Source organism: Paraburkholderia bryophila, from assembly GCF_013409255.1.
Taxonomy (GTDB): Bacteria; Pseudomonadota; Gammaproteobacteria; order Burkholderiales; family Burkholderiaceae; genus Paraburkholderia.
The window spans coordinates 2,531,394-2,551,950 of sequence record NZ_JACCAS010000002.1; the positions used below are offsets into that span (position 1 = coordinate 2,531,394).

Genomic DNA, 20,557 nt, shown 5'->3' on the forward strand with positions numbered 1-20,557 from the left:
ACCCGACAGGGCGCAAGAAGCGCGCCCGGGAACACCACGCAACAGGGGCTGAAAAGGGCTGAAGCGCGTGACGGTATCAACGTCTGCGACGCGAATTGATGCCGACGAACACGGCCATCAGCATCAGGAATCCGCCGAACAGCAGCGCGGAATTGAGCGCCGCATGCGCGACGCCAAGCCGGCCGACGTTGATGAACGGATAGGGGTAGTAGTCGGACAGACCGCCGCGCCAGAAGGTCACGGCGAGATAGGCCAGCGGATACACGAGCCACAGCAGACCGTGGCGGAGTTTCAGCTGGAAGCGCGGTACGAACAGGACCCAGTAGAGCGCGGACAGCATCGGCAAAATGCTGTGCAGCGATTCGTTGAGCAGCATCCTGAACGCGGTCGGCGTCCACCAGCCGCGCAACAGCAGGTTATAGGCGATGCCGACAAACACCATGTAGCCGACCACCGCGGTCACGACTGTGGGTTGCCGGAAAAAACGCGGTAGCGGCGACCTGAGTCCCCGCAGCGCCACGCAGGTGAAACAGATCGCGCACGCCAGCACCGTCAGATTGGTCAGGTAGCTGCTCATGCGGGCCAGCCCGTCGAGCACGGTCAGCCCGCGCGACAGCGTGCGGTTGAGTGTCACCTCGGCTTGCGCGACGATCGCGAGCCACGCGATGACGGCGATAATCGCCGCTAACGTCACCGACGAAACACTAGGCGTATGCAGCGGAAGATCGGGCTCCCGTTGCTGATGAGGGGCAGGGCGCATGCGATCGATTTTATACGCGCCACCGGGGCTGCGCAGTGTGCGCTATCGATCGCATGCCTTCAGGTTGCGCAGGTCCAACAGCGCCGGAAAAATTCACGGCGTGCCATGCGTTCCGGTCACCGGCTGCAGACGTTCCACCACCGCTGGAATGACCGAGCTTGCCGGTGTGGCTTCGTCGATCGCGGTGCGGCCGCCATCGTGGAAAAAGGCCAGTTCCGCCGCCTTGTTCAGCACGAGGATACTGATGCGCCGGTTGGTCGGCTCGTCGACGACCTTGCTGTTCAGCGGCAAGACGTCGGCCAGCCCGCGCACCTGCAACAGCTTTTCGCCGTGCATGCCGCCCTCCACCAGCGCGCGGCGCGCGGCGTTGGCGCGCTCCGACGACAACTCCCAGTTCGAATAGCCGTCCGGGCCCGCGGTGTACGGCACCGCATCCGTATGGCCGGCAATCGAAATACGGTTGTCGACGTCGTTGAGCGCGGCGCCGATCTGCGTGAGAATCGTCACCGCATACGGTTGCAGCTTCGAACTGCCGGAGGCGAACATCGGCCGGTTTTGCGAGTCGACGATCTCGATGCGCAGGCCTTCGTTGGTGATCGAAATGCGGATCTGATCCTTGAACGCCTTCAAGGCCGGGCTCTGTTCGATCAGCGTGGTGAGCTTCGCCTTCAGTTGTTCGAGGCGGGCCGCATCCGCGGGCGCCACGGTCGGGGCGGCGGTGGTCGGCGGCGTCGGTTGGGTCTGGCTCTTCTTGCCGTCGCCGGGCCGCGTGTCGGAGATATCGCGGCCGCCGCCCTGCACCACGCTCGGTCGCGCGGCGGCGGTGCCCTGGCTGCCGCCGAGCAGGCTCGACAGCGGCGTGTTGAAATAATCTTCGATACCCTGCTTGTCGTACTTCGACGTCGAGCCGAGCAGCCACATCAACAGAAAGAACGCCATCATTGCCGTGACGAAATCGGCGTACGCGATCTTCCACGCGCCGCCGTGATGCGCGGCGTGATCGCCGCCCTTGCGCAAGCGGCGCACGATCACGGGGGCCGGCGTTTCCACCTGTTGCGACGCGCGCGACGGTCTTTCGCTCATCATGCCGCTCCGCGTCAGGCCGACTTCGGCATTTTGGTGGCGCGCACGGCGTCGTCGAGCTCCTGGAAGCTCGGGCGATCGGCGGTGAACAATACCTTGCGGCCGAACTCGACCGCGATCGGCGGCGCGTAGCCGGACAGCGACGCGAGCAGCACGGCCTTCACGCACTGATAAGGCTTGGCTTCGGCGCGGCCCTTGGCATTGAGCAGATCGGCAACCGGGCCGATAAAACCATACGCGAGCAGAATGCCGAGGAACGTGCCGACCAGCGCGCCGGCGATCATCTCGCCAAGCACGGCGGGCGGTGCGCCGACCGAGCCCATGGTGTGAACCACGCCCATCACGGCCGCGACAATGCCGAACGCGGGCAGGCCGTCGGCCATTTTCTGAATCGCGTTGGCCGCGACCGAGGCTTCCGCGTGGTGCGTAGCGAGTTCCTCATCCATCAGGTCCTGCACTTCGAGCACGTTCACGTTGCCGCCGGACATCATGCGCAGATAGTCGACGATGAAGTCGAGCAAGTGATGATCTTCGAGCACGTGCGGGTATTTCTGGAACAGTACGCTTTCCTCAGGTGCGCCGACGTCGACTTCGAGCGACATCATGCCTTCCTTGCGGGCCTTCTGAAGCAACTCGTACAGCAGCGCGATCAGTTCAAGATATTTCTCTTTGGTGTAGCCGCCCGTCTTGAAGCATGACGGGATCGCCTTGAGGGTTTTCTTCAGCGTGGAAGTCGGATTGCTCACGACAAACGCGCCGATCGCCGCGCCGAAAATACACAGCAATTCGAACGGCTGTAGGAGCGCCAGCACGTGGCCGCCCACGCCGACAAAACTACCGATCACAGAACCGATCACCAGCACCCAGCCGATTGCGACAAACATACTCTCTCCGATTATCTTGCCTGACGCGTGATCGAACACGATCGATCGAGAACAGGCCCTCTTTTAAGGGACTTTTCTCGTGCGTCGTTAAAAGTTTGTATGTACTGGTAAACGGCGCGAATCTTTTTTGCTGAAGTGCTTGCACCCATGAAAAACGCAAAATTCACCGGATAGTTACTTTGTGATGACGCTTCCGGTAATTTTGTCCGTCAACCGGGTGATCGTTGCAGCCGCAACTTCTTCGGCGGCGTAGGGGGAAATCCCGAGTGAGCGGCCGCGTCATGCGAAATGAATGGCGCCACCTTTTTACCGATCGGTCTGCTAGCATGGCTACCGGCTCGTGGCCACGGCTGTTCCAGCCGCCACGCTCATGCGCCGGACGTTCCGCTTTATCGTGCCCGCACAAGTCGTCTCTAGAACCGATCGTGAAGACTCACACAAACGGAGAAGAGCATGAAAGCCAGCACCATTGCCGAACGGGAGGCCCGTGGCCGTGCCGCCCGCGAGCACTCGAAGCGCTCGAGCCATAAAGCGATCGGCGAATTGCACCGCGATCCGGTCGCGTTGCTCAGGCAAAGCAGCGAGGGCCGGGTCGACAACCTCGTGCCGCTGCGCTATGGGCGCATGGCCGTCTCACCCTTCACGTTTTTCCGCGGCACCGCGATCCTGCAGGCGCACGATCTGAGCAAGGTGCATGACAGCGGCCTCACCATGACAATCTGCGGCGACGGCCATCTGATGAACTTCGGTGGGTTCGCCACGCCCGAGCGGCAACTGGTCTTCGATCTGAACGACTTCGACGAAGTGGCGATCGGTCCATTCGAATGGGATCTGAAACGCCTCACGGCGAGCCTCGTGGTCGCCGCGCGTCATATGCGCCTGAGCCGTGGCACGGCGGAGCATCTGGTGATGACGGCGGTGTCGACCTATCGCGATCGCATGGCGCAATACGCACAATGCGGAGCGCTCGAACTCTGGTACGACCGCATTACGTTCGACCTGATGGCCGAGACGGCGCTCACGCCGGAGCGCCGCCGCGCGGTGCGGCGCGGCATGGAAAAGGCAGCGAGCCGTACGCATGAAAGCCTGCTGGAGAAAATGGCCGAGTTCGACGGCGAAGCCTGGACGATTCGCGATGCGCCGCCGGGCATGTTTCACGTGCACGGCGCGAACACGCTGTTCTCGCCGGAGGACGACTGGTTCAGCATCGGCAATTGGCGCACGCTGATCGAGCCGATGTGTGACGAGTACCTGAAAACCTTATCGCACGACCGGCGTGAATTGCTCGGTCATTTCACCGTGCAGGATCTCGTGTTCAAAGTCGTGGGCGTGGGCAGCGTGGGCACGCGCTGCCTCGTGCTGTTGAACGTCGATCATATGGGCAAGCCGCTGTTCATTCAGATCAAGGAAGCGCGCAAGTCGGTGATCGCGCAGTTTCATAAGTCGCCGCCGTATAAGCATGAAGGACAGCGGGTGGTTGGCGGTCAGCGCATGTTGCAGGCGGCCAGCGATATTTTTCTCGGTTGGGCGACCGGCCCGTCGGGGCGGCATTTCTACTTCCGCCAACTGCGCGACATGAAGCTGTCGGCGAATATCGAACTGTTCGACACGGATCTGCTGGAGGGTTACGCGCGACTGTGCGGCTGGATCATGGCGCGCGCGCATGCGAAGGCGAGTGGCCAGGCGATCGAAATCGGCGCGTATATCGGCCGCGGCGATCAGTTCGCGGAGGCGTTGACCGGCTACGCAACGGCTTACGCGGACCAGGTGGAGCGCGATTACGACGTGTTTCTGAAGGCCTGCCGAAGCGGTGAACTTGAAGCGCGTACGGATGAGGATATGGCGGCGGATTTCCGCGTGTAACGCTGGGGTGGATGGGGCTTGCGGCGCGGTTCGATTCGACTCGACTTGCCTCGACTCGACTCGACTCGACTCGACTCGACGAGCCGCGCTTCACGCAGCTTGCCGCGCCTCAGTGCTCGACGCGCGCTTCGCGTAGCGTGACGAAGCGGAGACGCTGTTCGCGCGCTGCTTCGATCACACGCGGCAGCACCGCGAGGATCAGCGGCTGGCCTTCGATCGTGAGGGCCGCATTGCCGTCATGCAGCAGCAGAATGTCGCGCGGCGCGAGACCGTCGAGCAGGCGCCGCGTCACTACGTCAGGATCGCGCTCGCGCGTGTCGTAGCCGCGCCGCGTCCACGCCGCGAGCCGCAAATCGAGTTTGCGCAGCACGGGTTCGAGGAAAATATTGCGCAGGCCCGCGGGCGCGCGGAAGAACATCGGCCGCTCGCCGCTCAGCGCTTCGAGCGTGCGTTGCGCGGCGTCGATCTCGCGCGTGAGCGAGCCCGGCAGCGTGACGGAAAACGTGTGCACGTGAACCTGCGAGTGGTTTTCGAGCGCATGGCCACGCGCCACGATGTCGCGTGCGAGTTCCGGATAGCGCTGCGCCTTCGCGCCGATGCAGAAGAACGTGGCGCGCACGCCGAGCGCGTCGAGCAGGTCCAGCACTTGCGGCGTGACGGCAGGGTCGGGGCCGTCGTCGATAGTCAGTGCAATCGCGTCGGCGTTCTGCGCGCCCGCGGGCAGGCGTGTCCAGTTCGGACCCAGCAGCGAGGTGCGCGGCAACAGGCCGGCCACGGTGAAGACGGCATGATTCGCGAACATCGCGGCCAGCCACCAGGGCCACTGGGCCGGCGTGAGCAGTACACCGGCCAGCACGAAGACGTGCCAGGCGGCGGTGGCCGTGAGCATCGCGGGGTAGCCGGTGCGCGGCCAACGCAATGGCGCTGGCGTGGCGCCATGCGGCGAGGAGTGTTCAGTCATAAAGCGTACTTCCGGTCAGCCTTCCTCCGTCCTGGGAAGGTCTTGAATCGCGCAAGCGGCGCGCAACGTCGAACGATACCATTGATGCGCGGCGCAACGTAGCAGCGGACAGGATCGGCAAATAACGACAGGGCTTTGAAAGATGTCGTTTCGCTGTGTGTGGGCCGTTGCATTTTTTGCGGTGGAGTTCGCTGCAAATCGGCGCGTCGGGTTGTAGGGTGCTGAGGGGTGATACAGCCAGGGGCAGGCGCTTGCGGGCATTTGCTGGATCTACGGTGTCCCTATGCAGCCGGTCTGTAGAACAGCAACTATCGTTCATGAACCAGGAGTACGCGCTGAAACGCCGACTCCGGTCGACAGGAGAGACGTCGTGACGGGAGCAGGAATCAAGAAGGTCGCACTGGTGACGGGCGCGGGCAGCGGAATTGGCCGTGCATCTGCGCTCAAACTGCTGGAACACGGTTATAGCGTCGTGCTGGCCGGCCGCCGCCAGGCGCCGCTCGACGCGCTCGCGCACGAAGCGCAACAACTCGGCGGCGACGCGCTGGCGGTGGCCTGCGACGTGACCGACGCCGCAAGCGTTGCCGCGTTGTTCGACGTCATCCGCGAGCGGCGCGGCCGGCTCGACCTGCTGTTCAACAACGCGGGCCGAAGCGCTCCGCCGGTCGAGATCGACGAACTCGATATCGACGAATGGCGCTCGGTGGTCGATACCAATCTCACCGGCGTGTTCCTCTGCACGCGAGCGGCCTTCGGTCTGATGAAAACGCAGAACCCGCGCGGCGGCCGCATCATCAATAACGGCTCGATCTCGGCGCATGCGCCGCGGCCCCACAGCATCGCGTACACGGCGACCAAGCATGCGATCACCGGCCTCACGAAGGCCGTCTCGCTCGACGGCCGTCCGTACGACATCGTGTGCGGGCAGATCGACATCGGCAATGCGGCCACGGAAATGGCCGCACGGATGGCACAGGGCACGCCGCAAGCGAACGGCGAAATCATGATCGAACCGTTGATGGACGTTCAGCATGTTGCCGACGCGATATTGCACATGGCCGAACTGCCGCTGTCGGCTAATGTGCAGTTCATGACCATCATGGCGAGCAAGATGCCGTTCGTCGGGCGGGGGTGACGGCGGGCAGACGGACACGCGAGCCACGAGCCACGGGCACGCGAGCCACGGGCCACGGGCGCACGGGCCACGGGCCGACATTGGCGGCCGGCAACAGCTAGTGGGCAGCCGCCGCCGGCCACCTGCAGCACAGCGCCGGAGATCAACTTATACTGAGCGCTTTCTCTTCCACGGACCGCGATTCGCCGTGTCTCGAGCCACACTCAGTGACGACCCGCAGCCGGCGCCGCCCGTGCAGCCCGATCTCGACGATTGCTGTCACAGCGGCTGCAATCCGTGTGTATTCGATCTCTACGACGAAGCGCTCGACCGTTATCAGGCCGCACTCGCGCAATGGCAAGCGCGGCAAGAACGGCAGGCGGCCGAGGCATCGGTGCCGGTGCAGGCAACGCCCAAGCGCCAAAGCAAACCGCGTCAACGTCGCGGATCAGGTTAGGCGGCTCGCCGGGTTCGCTCTGAAACGCCCCAGCATTCCACCCCATCCGTCATGACCGACCTTCAGCCCGCGCCTCTCGACCCCTCGAACGAATCCCACACGCTGGACGACCTGCATCGTTTCGTGCAGCGTCATCCGCGTCTGTTCGTGCTGACCGGCGCGGGGATCAGCACCGATTCCGGCATTCCCGGCTATCGCGACGACAACGGCGAATGGAAGCGCTCGCCGCCCATCACGTTGCAGGAATTTCTCGGCACGCAGGCCATGCGACAGCGGTACTGGGCTCGCAGCATGGTCGGCTGGCCGGTCGTCGCGCACGCGCAGCCCAACGCCGCGCATACCGCGCTGGCCAGACTGCAGGCCGCCGGTCAGGTGCCGACGCTCGTCACGCAGAACGTCGACGGTCTGCATCAGCGGGCGGGTAGCCGCGACGTGATCGAACTGCACGGCGGCATCGACGGTGTGACGTGTCTGGATTGCGGCATGCAGCATTCGCGCGCGTCGATCCAGCAGACGCTCGAAGCGGACAATCCCGCGTTGCTGAACGTGACCGCCGAAACCGCCGCCGACGGCGACGCGCATCTCGAATGGCACGCGCTCGACACGTTCCGCGTGCCGGCCTGTTCGAATTGCGGCGGCCTGCTCAAACCGTCAGTGGTGTTCTTCGGCGAAAGCGTGCCGCGCGAGCGTGTCGAAGCGGCCTCGCATGCGCTCGATGCAGCGGATGCGGTGCTGGTGGTCGGTTCGTCGCTGATGGTCTACTCCGGTTACCGCTTTTGCGTGTGGGCGCAGAAGCAGGGCAAACCGATCGCCGCGATCAATCTGGGGCGGACGCGCGCCGATCCGCTGTTGTCGCTGAAACTCGCGGCGCCGTGCGCCGACACGCTCACCGCGCTGGCCGGACGGCTGGCGCTGGATTGAAGATTGAAGAGAAGGTTGAAGGCCGACTGCCGCGCCCCGACCGCGCCGCGCTCACCCGAACCGGAAAAACACCCGCAGCTACGCAAAGGAACACCGATGTTGACGACGATCGAACAGCTCGAAGCCATCTATGGTCAGCCGCACGAGCGCGCAGTACGCAAAGAGATTCCGACGATCAACGAGGACTATCGCGCATTCATCGAGGTCGCGCCGTTCGTCGTGCTCGCCACGGCCGGCCCCGAAGGTCTCGACTGTTCGCCGCGCGGTGACGCGCCGGGTTTCGTGCGCGTGATCGACGAACGCACGCTCGCGTTGCCGGACCGTCCCGGCAACAATCGCATCGACAGTCTGCGCAATATCATTGCCGAGCCGAAGCTGGCGCTGCTGTTTGTCATCCCCGGTGTGGGCGAGAGTTTGCGCGTGAACGGCCGCGGCCGCATCACCGACGACCCCAAATGGCTGGACAGTTTCGCGGTCGTTGGTAAACTGCCGCGCACCGTGCTGCTGATCGATGTCGACGCGGTCTATTTCCACTGCTCGAAAGCGCTGGTGCGCTCGAAACTGTGGGATCCGGCGCGGCATATCGAACGTTCGCGGCTGCCGAGCGCGGGCGAAATTCATCGGCGTATCAACGGCGCGAGCTTCGACGCCGCGACTTACGACCGCGAACTCGACGAGCGCGTGCGCACGACTCTGTATTGAAACACGAGCTGAAACACGAGCTGAACATAAGCTGCAACACGAACTCCAACGCGAGCTGAACCTCGCGTCGAACCACGAGCAGAATCCCAGGCCGACCATGACCGATTCCCCTCTCGCGCTGCGGCAACGTTCGCCTTCCGCCGAACGCAACCGCGAACCGATCCTCGCTGTATTGCGCGACGTGCTGCCGGCCACCGGCCGCGTGCTCGAAATCGCGAGCGGCACCGGCCAGCACGCTATCTGCTTTGCCGGCGCGCTGCCCGGACTCGACTGGCAGCCGAGCGATGCCGATGCGGACGCGCGCGCGTCGATCGCCGCGTGGACCGCGCAGGCGGGCTTGCCGAACGTGCGCGCGCCGCTCGTGCTCGACGTGCATCAGCCGGAGTGGGGCATCGACACGCTCGACGCCGTGGTCTGCATCAACATGATCCACATTTCGCCGTGGAGCGCGACGCAGGCGCTGTTCGCGGGCGCGAGCCGGCGTCTCGTCGACGGCGGCGTGCTCTATCTTTACGGTCCGTACCGGCGCGGCGGCGCGCATACTGCGTCGAGCAACGAGGCGTTCGACCAGCAGTTGCGCAGCCGCGATCCGTCGTGGGGCGTGCGCGACATGGAAGCGGTGGTGGCGCTGGGTGCTTCGGTGGGACTCGTCGCGGAAGAGCCGGTCGCGATGCCGGCCAACAACTTCAGCCTGGTCTTCAGGAAACACGCGGACGCGACACGGGTCTGAAGAACGCGGTGAAGCACGCCGAGAAGTACGCGGCGAAGCACGCAGCGAACAACGCAGCGAACAGCGCAGGTTCGCGCAGCAAAAAAATCTGCCGCCCGTTGCCTGCCAGCGAGCGGCAAGCCGGCATTTCTTTTATTCTTTCACCCTCGACGTCCCGCCGACGTTTCTTCCCGGCGCGGCGTCCCGACATTTATTGGACTCTGGAGAATTCACATGGGCAAACAGGCAATCGGCGTGGTGGGGCTGGCGGTCATGGGCCGCAATCTGGCGCTCAACATCGAGAGCCGCGGCCACGCGGTGTCGGTGTACAACCGTAGCCGCGAGAAAACCGACGAACTCATCGCCGAATATCCGGACAAGAAGCTCGTGCCGGCTTTCACGCTGGAAGAATTCGTGGAATCGCTGGAAAAGCCGCGCCGCATTCTGCTGATGGTCAAAGCGGGCGAAGGCACCGACGCGACGATCAACCAGTTGAAGCCGCTGCTGGAAAAGGGCGACATTCTGATCGACGGCGGCAACACGCATTTCACCGACACCATCCGCCGTAATCAGGATCTCGCGAAATCCGGCCTGCATTTCATTGGCACGGGCGTGTCGGGCGGCGAAGAGGGTGCACTGAAAGGCCCGTCGATCATGCCGGGCGGCCAGCGCGACGCGTATGACCTGGTGGCCCCGATCCTCACCGAAATCGCCGCCAAGGCGCCGGACGGCGAGCCGTGCGTCGCGTACATGGGTCCGGACGGCGCGGGCCACTTCGTGAAGATGGTGCACAACGGCATCGAATACGGCGACATGCAACTGATCGCCGAGAGCTACGCGGTGCTCAAGCAGGTGGTCGGTCTGTCGAACGAAGAACTCGGCAAGGTCTATACCGAGTGGAATCAGGGCGAGCTCGACAGCTATCTGATCGAAATCACCTCGAAGATTTTCAGCAAGAAAGACGACGAAACCGGCAAGGATCTGGTCGACGTGATTCTCGATCGCGCCGCGCAGAAGGGCACCGGCAAATGGACCAGCCAGAACGCGCTCGACCTCGGCGCGCCGCTGCCGCTGATCACCGAAGCCGTGTTCGCGCGCGTGCTGTCGTCGCTGAAAGATCAGCGCGTGGCCGCGAGCAAGGTGCTCGAAGGGCCGCAGGCGAAGCCGCTCGGCGTCGAGCGCGACGCGTTCGTCGAATCGGTGCGCCGCGCGCTGTACTTCAGCAAGGTGATCTCGTACGCGCAAGGCTTCGCGCAACTGCGGGCCGCGTCGGAAGAGTACAAGTGGGATCTGGACTACGGCACGATCGCGAAGATTTTCCGCGCCGGCTGTATCATCCGCGCCCGCTTCCTGCAGAAGATCACCGACGCTTATTCGAAGGACAAGGCGATCGCCAATCTGCTGCTCGATCCGTACTTCCGCGACATCGCGAAGAACTATCAGGCGGCGTTGCGCGAAGTCGTGGTCGCCGCGATCAACGCGGGCGTGCCGGTGCCGGCGTTCGCGTCGGCGGTGGCGTATTTCGACGCGTATCGCTCGGAACGTCTGCCGGCTAATCTGGTGCAGGCGCAGCGCGACTTCTTCGGTGCGCATACGTTCGAGCGCGTCGACAAGCCGGGCAGCTTCCACGCCAACTGGAGCTGAACGGAGTCGGGTGTTTGAATCGCGGCTCGGGGCGCGCTTGCAACAGGGCGCGCCGGGCCGCGTGACCGATTGAAATGCAAGTCGGCAAATTGTTGCCGAAAACTGTCAGCCAGATGGCATGAAGCTGGCGCGAAACCCTTACTGTTGCGAAATTCGAAATAGAGTTTCATCTTTTAAGGGGTTTCCCCTAGATGTCGACGCTCCTAAACTTCTACTTAAGCGCTACGGGACAACAAGCCCAACGCGCATTAAAAACAAGTTCTGGAGGTTTACATCATGAAGTCCCTTATCTCTGCTGTTGTTGTCGCCGCGGCTCTGGTCGCTCCTGTCGCTTCGTTCGCTCAATCGAACCAGCCGCTGACCCGCGCTGAAGTCCGCGCCCAACTGGTGCAACTGGAAAAGGCCGGCTACAACCCGGTCGGCGATCACGCTGATTACCCGTCCAACCTGCTGACCGCGCAAGCACGTGTCGACGCTCAGAACGGCACCGCTCAAGCCGTGAACAGCGGCTACGGCGCACCGGCTGTCGGTACGTCGCAGTCGGGCCGTCCGCTGAACGGCAATAACCGCAACTCGATCTACTTCGGCAATTAATTTGCGCTGAAGCTGCTGCAAGTGCCGCGTGTTTGAGCGCGGCGCGCAAAAAACGCCGACCGGCTTTGGCCAGGTCGGCGTTTTTTTGTGTGCGACGCGAGCGGCGTTCACGGCCGCATGGCTCAACGATTCGGCAAGTGCGGAATCCATTCATTGCTCGTCAGATTGAGCTGGTGAATCTGCCGATGCGCCTTGTTCAGATGCGCCTGCGCGGCCACGCGCTGCGCTTCCAGTTGCGAGACGTCCTTGCGCGTCTGATTCTGCCGGGTCGACACCGCCTGCTCCTGCGCGCCGCGCCGTTGCAGATCGCTGCGCAGCCGTTCGGCCTGCGCCTCGGAGCGCGCGATCAGGCGCGCCAGTTGTTCGTTTTGCGCTTCCAACTGGGCGCGGCGGGTTTCACCGTCCGATAGCCGGGTGGCCTGATCTTCGAAATGATGGAAAGCCGCCTCGGCGGCTTCGAGATCGGCCGCTTTCAGCGCACGCCATAGCGAGCCGTCCTGATAGAGCGCGACGTAATACGCCAGTTCTTTCGCGTGAAACAGCAGGCTGACCGAATAGCTAAAACTGCGGAACACGCGAAACGGCGTCAGCGCGTCTTCTTCCGTCAACCACTCGATATCGGCGGTGTCGGCAATCTGCACGCCGCGTCCGCTCACCTGCGTCGGCACTGCCGGCACGGGCCGCAAGGTCGTCACGGGACGGGGTGGCGCGTCGGCTGGCGGTGCATTTGCGGCGGCGGACGGCATAGCGGCGGCATCGGCGGCATCGGCGGGTGACGCCGCGTTGCTGTCGTCAGGCGGCGGCGAGCCGGCGCCGCCGCCGGTCGCGCGCGCGACCTGGACGAGATGCGATGGGCCTGCCAGCACGCTGCGGCGATTCAGGAGACTTTTCACGGCGGTTCCTCCGGTTGACGCCCGGCGCCTTCAGACGACGCCGACGGTGCGGCATGCCGGCGGGTCTGGCGGGTCGAGCGGTGAGCGAAAAGAGGCGGACCGGCGGCGCCGGCAAACGGGCGCCACGGCGCGCGGCACCGGGGGTGCCGTCCGCGAGCGCGGTTCTAATGCAGCGTGCGGTGCCGGCGGCCTATTTCATCGAATAGCGCGCGGCTCGGTTCGAGGGCAAGGAGCCACGATTCGTCGTAGCCGCTCAGGTTGTCGAGCGCTTCGCGCAGTCGCTCGATCGCCAGTGCGGGAATCTCGACGCTGGCTTCGACGCCGCTCGACAGTCCCGCGATGCTGGCTAGCTGCACGAGTGCGTCGGCGGCTTCGGCCACGTCCGCAGCGAAAACCAGGTGCGTGTTCAGCAACTCGACCAGACCGGGTGACGCCGCCACATCGTCGACGTTGAGCTGCACGGCCAGAAAGGTGGCTTTGTTCATCCCCAACTCCTCGCAGGATCAGGCGTTTGCGTTCGGCGTACTGCGCGCGGCAAGTCTGAGTATAGGCGAGGGGGGAATGGATTCAATGGTCACACGATTAGGCATGCATAAGCTGAGGGCGGTGGTTGGGGCGATCGATCGGCTGGGGGGAGCGGACCGACCTGGGGCCGACCACGGACCGACCAAGGGCATCCGCCGCCGGCGCTTCAGCCGCCGGACCTATAATAGGGCCAGCGCAAAAAGCATCCTTCCTGCGGCTCGGCCTGCTCCGGCGGACTCGGGCGCCACCGCTTCGCCTCTCTAAATGGCTCGATGACCATGAAGATCATTCGCAGCAAGAGCTTCACCGCAACGCGCGCCTGGGGTGCGCTCGATATCGCCAACATGGGCGGTATCACGACGCGCCTGCACTGGACCGATCAGCCCTACAAGTGGCATGTCAACGACGGCGAGGAAGTGTTCGCGGTGCTCGATGGCCGCGTCGAGATGCGCTATCGGCAGGACGGCGTCGAACAGTCGACGATCCTGGAGACGGGCGACGTGTTCTACGCGTCGGTGGGTACCGAGCATGTCGCTCATCCGCTCGGCGCGGCGCGCATTCTGGTGGTCGAGGCCGAGGGCAGCGTCTGAACGTCGTTGGCGCGCGTGGCTGCCATGCCGACGCCGTCGGGCACGGCGGCATAATGGCGGATCGCCGCCGTGCGCTCGAGTCGAGCGGCATGGCAAATGCTTGGGGCTGATTGCATCGGATTGAATCAACGTGTCGAGGAAAATCACATGACAAGACAATGGCATTTGACGGGCTCGAGGTTGCTGGCCGCAGCCTTGCTGGGCGTGATGTTCAGCGGTTGTACCACGATGCCGTGGGACAGCACGCCGTTCTACAGCAACGCGCCTTCCCGTCCGACCACCCTCGGCACGGTGCCCGTACCGGCCGGTTTCTACCGGGTCAATGCAGGCGACACGTTGCCCGCTATCGCGGCGGCGTATGGCCGCAAACTTCAGGAAATCGCGTCCTGGAACGGGCTGCCGGTCAACGCCGCGGTCAGTCCCGGCGAGGTGCTGCGTGTTTCGCCGCCGATGGCGTCCGGCAGCGTGGTGACGCCGCCCGTCGGCGTCGGCCAGAACGGCGGGCCGAACGTGCCTAATGTAGCTGGCACGCCGGGTGCGCAGATCGCGTCGTCCGGGCCGCAGCAGGGCGTGTTGCAATGGCCGTTGCGTGGGCCGATCCTCAAGACTTTTGCGCCGGGCAAATCGAACGGCATTGTGATCGGCGGGCGTCCGGGCGATCCGGTCAAGGCCGCCGCCACCGGACGCGTGGTCTACGCGGGCACCGGCATCGAGGCGTATGGCCCGCTCATCATCATCAAACACGACGATTCGCTGATCACTGCCTACGGTCAGAACAGCACGCTGCTCGTCAAGGAAGGCGACGCGGTCGCGCAAGGGCAAACCATCGGCGAGGTCGGGGTGGATAGCCGCGGCGTCGCGTCGATCCAGTTCGAAGTGCGCCAGAACGGTCAGCCGGTCGATCCGCTGGCGTGGCTGCCGAAGTCGGGTGGTTAGGTCTTGCTGCTGTTAAGGCTTGCTTTTGAGGCTCGCTGTTAAGCCTCGCTTTTAAGCCTTTCTGTCAGTGCGGATTTTGAGCAAGGTTTCTCCTCGCCGTCTGAATTGAATACACTGTGTGGCTCACCAGCCGGCGCCGCCTCCATTCGTCACAACTGACGAAGCGGCGCGCCGGCCGCCACGGGCTGTCATCCATAGACGAGACGCACAGGGACTCACCATGATCGATTTGCGCAGCGATACCGTAACCCGTCCGACCCCGGCGATGCTCGCGGCCATGTCCGCCGCCGAAGTGGGCGACGACGTCTGGGGCGACGACCCCACCGTGCTGCGTCTGCAAGCCACGCTCGCCGAGCGCACCGGCAAGGAAGCCGGCCTGTTCTTCCCGAGCGGCACGCAAAGCAATCTGGCCGCGTTGATGGCGCACTGCGCGCGCGGCGACGAATACATCGTCGGCCAACTGGCGCATACCTATAAGTACGAAGGCGGCGGGGCGGCGGTGCTCGGCAGCATTCAGCCGCAGCCGCTCGAGAATGCCGCGGACGGCTCGATCCCGCTCGAAAAAATCGCCGCCGCGATCAAGCCGATCGACGACCATTTCGCACGCACGAAGCTGCTGGCGCTGGAGAACACCATCGGCGGCAAGGTGTTGCCGGCGGGGTATGTCGCCGAGGCGGTGCAGCTCGCGCGCAAGCACGGTCTGTCGGCTCACCTCGACGGCGCGCGGGTCTACAACGCGGCTGTCGCTTCGGGCAAGCCGGTCGCGGATTTGTGCGCGCCGTTCGATTCGGTGTCGGTCTGTTTCTCGAAGGGGCTGGGTGCGCCGGTCGGCTCGGTGCTGGTCGGCAGCCAGGCGCTGATCGACGTGGCGCACCGCTGGCGTAAGGTGCTGGGCGGCGGCATGCGCCAAGCCGGCGTGCTGGCGGCGGCCTGTTTGTACGCGCTGGATCACAACGTCGAACGTCTCGCCGACGACCACGCGCATGCCGCGCATCTGGCGGCGGGGCTGGAAGCCATCGAGCATGTGAAGGTGCAGTCGGTCGCGACCAACATGGTGTTCGCGCAGTTTCCGCAGCAGCATTGCGTGCCGCTCGAAGCGTGGCTCAAGGAGCGCGGCATTCTCACGCAGATGCTGTACGCGTCGCGGTTCGTCACGCACAAGGACGTGTCGCGGGGGGATATCGATACGTTTGTCGCGGCGGTGAAGGGGTATTTCGCGGCGCGGTGAAGTTCCGGCGCGGCTGAGCGAGGCGGGAAGGAACGGCCACAGCTAGAAGCCGCAGCGAAAAGCCTCACCGAAAAGCGGACGCACTGTCACCACAGTGCGTTCGCTTTTTTCATTTCACCGCCGCCTTCGCGTGCGCCCCGGAGCGATGCGACGGCGCCAGCAAGCGCAAGCCGCTCGCGAGGCTCGCCGCGCCCGCGAAGAAAGCGCCGGCGCTGAGCGCCAGCGTCGGCCCATGCCGGCCGGCGATCCCGAAGCTCAACGCAACCAGCGCCGCGCCGGTGGTCTGCCCGAGCAGCCGCGCGGTCGCCACGATGCCGCTGGCGCCGCCGCTACGCTCGGGCGGCGCGCTCGCCATCAGCGCCTTCAGATTCGGCGACTGGAAGAAACCGAAGCCCGCGCCGCAGACCGCCATCCGGATGCCGATGTCGAGCACATGCGGATGCACCGGCAGCAGCGCCAACGACGCCATCCCCGCCGACATCACCGCCAGCCCGATCGCACCGAGCAGGCCCGGCGGATAGCGATCGGACAGACTCCCGGCCAGCGGCGCGGCCAACGCAACCACCACCGGCCACGGCGTCATCAGAAAGCCGGTTTCCACCTGGCTGCGATGCAGCACATCCTCGAAATAAAACGGCAGCGAGACGAACGCGAGCCCTTGCGCGGCGAATGAACACACGGCAGTCACCGCCGACAACGCGAACACCGGTCGCTTGAACAGATCGACGGGCAGCATCGGCGCCGGGTGGCCCGCTTCGCGGCGAATCAGCAACACCCCGAACACGATCGCGATCGCCGCCGCGCTTAGCACCAGTTGCGTCGACGCGCGCTGCGCCGCCTCGCCGAGCGCGAAGATCAGCGCGGCGAACGTGATCACGTTGAGCAGCGCCGCGACCGGATCGAACTGGTGCGTGCCGCGCTCGGTGTGCGGCAAGGCGGGCCAGGCGAAGGCGAACGCCAGCAGGCCGAGCGGCACGTTCACCGCGAACAGCCACGGCCATGCGGCAACGGAAAGAATCAGCGACGCCACCGTCGGTCCCACCGCGAACGACACCCCGACAATCAGCGCATTGGTGCCCAAGCCGCGTCCGAGCCGGTGCGGCGGATACAGATAGCGGATCAGCGCGGTATTCACGCTCATGATCGCGCTCGCGCCGAGCCCTTGCAGCACGCGCGCGGCGGCGAGCATGGGCAGCGTCGTCGCCAGCGAGCACGCCAGCGACGCCAGCGTGAACAGCGCAATACCGCCGATATAAATGCGCCGATGTCCGACGATATCGCCGAGCGCCGCGAGCGGCAGCAGGGTCGCGACCATCGCGAGTTGATAGGCGTTGATGATCCACACCGACGCCGCGGGCGCCGCATGGAGGTCTGCGGCGATCGCGGGCAACGCGGTGTTGGCGATGGCGGTATCGAGCGTGGCCAGAGCGACGGCGAGCATGATCGCGACCATTGCGCGGCGGTTGGCGGCGGACATCGGGCCGTCCGCGGGGAACGGCGAGGCAGTGGTGGCGCTGGGTTTGTCGGACAAGGCGTGGCTCGTCGGGTTGGGCATACGGCTCGCGCCGGCGCGTTGAAAAGCGTGGCGCGCGAGCGGCAGGATTGCGGGTGATGGGGGATGCGCGTGGCCCGAGTCCAGCAGTCGAAGCAGTGCGCGCGGCGAATGGAGCAATTGTTACAGAGCCGTTGAAATCGTGCTGGGAGTCGAGCGGAGCGGGGCGCTCTGAATCAGGCTCATAAAGCAACTAACGGTCAGCCCCGGGCAGCTTCTCCGAACTGCGTGAGACTCACGCGGTGACACGCCTTTTACACGCCTTTCCGGCCCATCGCTCAGCAGACGAGGTGAACCGATTCGATCACGCCTCCGCGTTATCGGCTAATTCATCCGCGCGTCATGCGTCGAAAAAATAATGGCGCTGTGCTCGTGGCTAAATTCGCTGTCCGCGCGTCTTTCATTTCGCCATCGTTTGCCTGTTTTGCGGGCCGATGCACGCGCGCAGTGCCGCGCTCACGGGGCTTGCACCGCGCGCGTGCGAAAAATCCGCGTGGCGGCGTGCGGCGGCGGGCATGGCATGTGCGTCAGCAACCGCTCGCGCTTGCCGGTGTCCGGTGGCCGTAAAATGTCCTACTCTGTTTCTTAACCCGCCTGACCGGCACGCGCCTCCCGTCCGTCATCTGTGCGGTTCGCGCACGTCGCGTCGCTCTTACCCGGAGGCTTCGATGACAACCGTCGATCTGGAATTCGACCAGCTCAACAGTACCGTCGACGCGCTACGGCGCTCAATTTCCAATCGCATGATGTACGGCGTCGGCAAGGACGCCGTCACCGCGCATCCGCATGACTGGCTGCACGCCGCCGCGCTCGCGGTGCGTGACCGGCTGGTCGCGCGCTGGATGAAGACCACGCGCCTGCAATACGAACAGGATGTGAAACGCGTCTACTACCTGTCGATGGAGTTCCTGATCGGCCGGACGTTTACGAATGCATTGCTGGCGCTCGGCATCCACGATCAGATGAAAGAGGCGCTCGCGAGCCTCGGCGTCGATATGGAGATGCTGATCAATATCGAGCCCGACGCCGCGCTCGGCAACGGCGGCCTCGGCCGGCTGGCGGCCTGCTTTCTCGATTCGATGGCGACGCTCGGCATTCCGGGTTTCGGCTACGGCATCCGCTATGAGTACGGCATGTTCCGTCAGGAGATCGTCGACGGCGAGCAGGTCGAAGCGCCGGACTACTGGCTGCGCGCGGGCAATCCGTGGGAGTTTCCGCGGCCCGAGATCAAGTACATGGTGCACTTCGGCGGCCGCACGGTGCAGCGCGGCGAGCACACCGAGTGGATCGACACCGAGCATGTGAACGCGACCGCGTACGACACCGTCATTCCCGGCTACGCGACCGACGCAACCAACACGCTGCGTCTCTGGTCCGCGCGCGCCACCGAGGAACTCGATCTCGGCGCGTTCAACCGCGGCGACTACCGCAACGCGGTCGACACCAAGAACATGTCCGAGAACGTGTCGCGCCTGCTGTATCCGGACGACTCGACACCGGCCGGTCGCGAACTGCGGTTGCGCCAGGAATACTTCTTCGTGTCGGCGACCATGCAGGATCTGATCCGCCGCTATCAGCGCACGCACAGCACGTTTGGCCGTTTCTCCGAGAAAGTGGCGGTGCATCTGAACGATACGCACCCCGTGCTGGCGATTCCCGAGCTGATGCGTTTGCTGGTGGACGTGCATCATCTGCCGTGGGAGAAGGCGTGGACGCACGTCACGAAAATCTTCTCGTACACCAATCACACGTTGATGCCCGAAGCGCTCGAAACGTGGGACGTCGAAACGCTCGCGCGCCTGTTGCCGCGCCATCTCGAGATCATCTTCGAGATCAACGCGCAGTTTATCAAGCACGTCAGCGAGCAGTCGGGTCATGACGGCGAGATGATTCGCCGCATTTCGCTGGTCGATGAATACGGCCAGCGGCGCGTGCGCATGGCGTATCTGGCGATCGTCGCGAGTCATAAGGTGAACGGCGTGTCAAAGCTGCATTCGCAACTGATGACACGCGATATCTTCGCCGACTTCGCGCGCATCTATCCCGACCGCTTCACCAATGTGACCAACGGCATCACGCCGCGCCGCTGGCTCGCGCAGGCGAGTCCGTCGCTGTCGTCGCTGATCGATCAGCAGATCGGCAAGCAGTGGCGCAGCAATCTGTTCGAGCTGGAACAACTGCGCAATCTGCGCACGGACAGCGGCTTTATCGAGGCTTTCCGCGAAGCGAAGCGGCAGAACAAACTGCGCCTCGTGCAGCGGCTCGCGCATCACACCAAACTGCATTTCGATCCGGATGCGCTGTTCGATCTGCAGGTCAAACGTATTCACGAGTACAAGCGGCAATTGCTGAACGTGCTGCATGTGATCGTGCGCTACAACCAGATTCGCGCGAATCCCGAGCGCGACTGGGTGCCGCGCGTGGTGCTGTTCGCCGGTAAGGCCGCGTCCGCGTACCGGATGGCGAAGACGATCATCAAGCTGATCGGCGACGTGAGTGAGAAGGTCAATCACGATCCGTTGATCGGCGATCGCCTGAAGGTGGTGTTCGTGCCGAACTACGGCGTGAGCGTGGCCGAGTTGATCATTCCGGCGGCCGATCTGTCCGAGCAGATTTCGATGGCGGGTACCGAAGCGTCGGGCACGGGCAACATGAAGCTCGCGCTCAACGGCGCATTGACGATCGGCACGATGGACGGCGCCAACATCGAAATCTGCGACGCCGTGGGCCGCGAGAACATCTTCATCTTCGGCCATACCGCCGACGAAGTGGACAGCCTGCGCGCCTCCGGCTACCGGCCGCGGCAGATCTACGAGGAGAACGCGGAACTGCGCATGGCGCTCGATCAGATTCGCACGGGCTTCTTCTCGCCGGACGACCCGTTGCGCTTCTCGGACATCTTCCACACGCTGGTGGACTGGGGCGATCACTACATGGTGCTAGCCGATTTCGCTGCGTTCGCGAAGGCGCAGGACGACGTGGACGCGCGCTTCGTCGACAAGCGCGCGTGGGCGGAAAGCGCGATCGAGAATGTCGCGGGGATGGGGCAGTTTTCGTCGGACCGGACGATCGGCGAATATGCGCGCAATATCTGGCATGTGAATCCGCTGGATATTGAGTGAGGGCCGGGCGGGCAGGGCG

General features: G+C 64.3%; 19 protein-coding genes. 12 read left to right on the forward strand and 7 right to left on the reverse strand.

Features of this window, described 5'->3' with window-relative positions; all coding sequences use genetic code 11:
- Positions 1-76 precede the first annotated feature (76 nt).
- The 3 genes from GGD40_RS32315 to motA all read right to left on the reverse strand — a co-directional run bounded on the left by GGD40_RS32315 (position 77) and on the right by motA (position 2,727).
- Positions 77-760, reverse strand: coding sequence for a Pr6Pr family membrane protein (locus GGD40_RS32315; RefSeq protein WP_179746364.1), 684 nt, complete (start codon positions 758-760; stop codon positions 77-79).
- A 93-nt stretch (positions 761-853) separates the two neighbouring features.
- Positions 854-1,843: a flagellar motor protein MotB gene (gene motB, locus GGD40_RS32320; protein ID WP_179713888.1), complete on the reverse strand. Its 990-nt coding sequence runs from the start codon at positions 1,841-1,843 to the stop codon at positions 854-856.
- A gap of 14 nt (positions 1,844-1,857) precedes the next feature.
- Positions 1,858-2,727: a flagellar motor stator protein MotA gene (gene motA, locus GGD40_RS32325; protein ID WP_179710074.1), complete on the reverse strand. Its 870-nt coding sequence runs from the start codon at positions 2,725-2,727 to the stop codon at positions 1,858-1,860.
- A gap of 453 nt (positions 2,728-3,180) precedes the next feature.
- Here motA and GGD40_RS32330 point away from each other — a divergent pair, with 453 nt between their 5' ends.
- Positions 3,181-4,590 (forward strand): DUF2252 domain-containing protein, encoded by a 1,410-nt coding sequence (locus tag GGD40_RS32330; RefSeq protein WP_179746365.1) that lies wholly within the window; start codon positions 3,181-3,183, stop codon positions 4,588-4,590.
- Positions 4,591-4,699: 109 nt separating this feature from the next.
- On the opposite strand, the gene GGD40_RS32335 is transcribed toward GGD40_RS32330, so the two are convergent.
- On the reverse strand, positions 4,700-5,551 hold the full coding sequence (locus GGD40_RS32335; RefSeq protein WP_179746366.1) for a polysaccharide deacetylase family protein: 852 nt from the start codon (positions 5,549-5,551) through the stop codon (positions 4,700-4,702).
- A 370-nt stretch (positions 5,552-5,921) separates the two neighbouring features.
- Between GGD40_RS32335 and GGD40_RS32340 the strand changes: the two genes are divergently transcribed.
- The 7 genes from GGD40_RS32340 (at position 5,922) to GGD40_RS32370 (ending at position 11,692) form a co-directional block, all read left to right on the forward strand.
- Positions 5,922-6,686: an SDR family oxidoreductase gene (locus tag GGD40_RS32340; protein WP_179746367.1), complete on the forward strand. Its 765-nt coding sequence runs from the start codon at positions 5,922-5,924 to the stop codon at positions 6,684-6,686.
- Between the two features lie 187 nt (positions 6,687-6,873).
- A complete protein-coding gene (locus GGD40_RS32345; protein WP_179710068.1) occupies positions 6,874-7,122 on the forward strand; it encodes an oxidoreductase-like domain-containing protein in 249 nt (82 codons plus the stop codon).
- 51 nt (positions 7,123-7,173) lie between these two features.
- Positions 7,174-8,043: an NAD-dependent protein deacetylase gene (locus GGD40_RS32350; RefSeq protein WP_179746368.1), complete on the forward strand. Its 870-nt coding sequence runs from the start codon at positions 7,174-7,176 to the stop codon at positions 8,041-8,043.
- Between the two features lie 96 nt (positions 8,044-8,139).
- Positions 8,140-8,745, forward strand: coding sequence for a pyridoxamine 5'-phosphate oxidase family protein (locus GGD40_RS32355; RefSeq protein WP_179746369.1), 606 nt, complete (start codon positions 8,140-8,142; stop codon positions 8,743-8,745).
- A gap of 97 nt (positions 8,746-8,842) precedes the next feature.
- Positions 8,843-9,475 carry a DUF938 domain-containing protein gene (locus tag GGD40_RS32360; protein ID WP_179710062.1) on the forward strand — a complete coding sequence of 211 codons (633 nt, stop codon included), beginning with the start codon at positions 8,843-8,845 and terminating at the stop codon, positions 9,473-9,475.
- 213 nt (positions 9,476-9,688) lie between these two features.
- Positions 9,689-11,098 (forward strand): NADP-dependent phosphogluconate dehydrogenase, encoded by a 1,410-nt coding sequence (gene gndA, locus GGD40_RS32365; protein ID WP_179746370.1) that lies wholly within the window; start codon positions 9,689-9,691, stop codon positions 11,096-11,098.
- Between the two features lie 276 nt (positions 11,099-11,374).
- The gene (locus GGD40_RS32370) at positions 11,375-11,692 is read left to right on the forward strand and encodes a DUF4148 domain-containing protein (protein WP_179710060.1); all 318 of its coding nucleotides are present in this window, start codon (positions 11,375-11,377) and stop codon (positions 11,690-11,692) included.
- Positions 11,693-11,814: 122 nt separating this feature from the next.
- Here the strand turns inward: GGD40_RS32370 and GGD40_RS32375 are convergent, their stop codons facing one another.
- Both GGD40_RS32375 and GGD40_RS32380 read right to left on the reverse strand, forming a co-directional pair.
- Positions 11,815-12,585, reverse strand: coding sequence for a DUF2968 domain-containing protein (locus GGD40_RS32375; RefSeq protein ID WP_179746371.1), 771 nt, complete (start codon positions 12,583-12,585; stop codon positions 11,815-11,817).
- 164 nt (positions 12,586-12,749) lie between these two features.
- Positions 12,750-13,070, reverse strand: coding sequence for a hypothetical protein (locus tag GGD40_RS32380; protein WP_054041885.1), 321 nt, complete (start codon positions 13,068-13,070; stop codon positions 12,750-12,752).
- 318 nt (positions 13,071-13,388) lie between these two features.
- On the opposite strand from GGD40_RS32380, the gene GGD40_RS32385 reads away from it, so the two are divergent.
- The 3 genes from GGD40_RS32385 to ltaE all read left to right on the forward strand — a co-directional run bounded on the left by GGD40_RS32385 (position 13,389) and on the right by ltaE (position 15,864).
- Positions 13,389-13,700 (forward strand): cupin domain-containing protein, encoded by a 312-nt coding sequence (locus GGD40_RS32385; protein ID WP_179710057.1) that lies wholly within the window; start codon positions 13,389-13,391, stop codon positions 13,698-13,700.
- A gap of 147 nt (positions 13,701-13,847) precedes the next feature.
- On the forward strand, positions 13,848-14,636 hold the full coding sequence (locus GGD40_RS32390; protein ID WP_179746372.1) for a peptidoglycan DD-metalloendopeptidase family protein: 789 nt from the start codon (positions 13,848-13,850) through the stop codon (positions 14,634-14,636).
- A 220-nt stretch (positions 14,637-14,856) separates the two neighbouring features.
- A complete protein-coding gene (gene ltaE / locus GGD40_RS32395) occupies positions 14,857-15,864 on the forward strand; it encodes a low-specificity L-threonine aldolase (RefSeq protein ID WP_179746373.1) in 1,008 nt (335 codons plus the stop codon).
- Positions 15,865-15,973: 109 nt separating this feature from the next.
- Here ltaE and GGD40_RS32400 read toward each other — a convergent pair whose 3' ends face one another.
- On the reverse strand, positions 15,974-17,341 hold the full coding sequence (locus tag GGD40_RS32400; RefSeq protein ID WP_179747124.1) for an MFS transporter: 1,368 nt from the start codon (positions 17,339-17,341) through the stop codon (positions 15,974-15,976).
- Positions 17,342-18,084: 743 nt separating this feature from the next.
- Between GGD40_RS32400 and GGD40_RS32405 the strand changes: the two genes are divergently transcribed.
- On the forward strand, positions 18,085-20,538 hold the full coding sequence (locus tag GGD40_RS32405) for a glycogen/starch/alpha-glucan phosphorylase (RefSeq protein WP_179710051.1): 2,454 nt from the start codon (positions 18,085-18,087) through the stop codon (positions 20,536-20,538).
- Positions 20,539-20,557 lie beyond the last annotated feature (19 nt).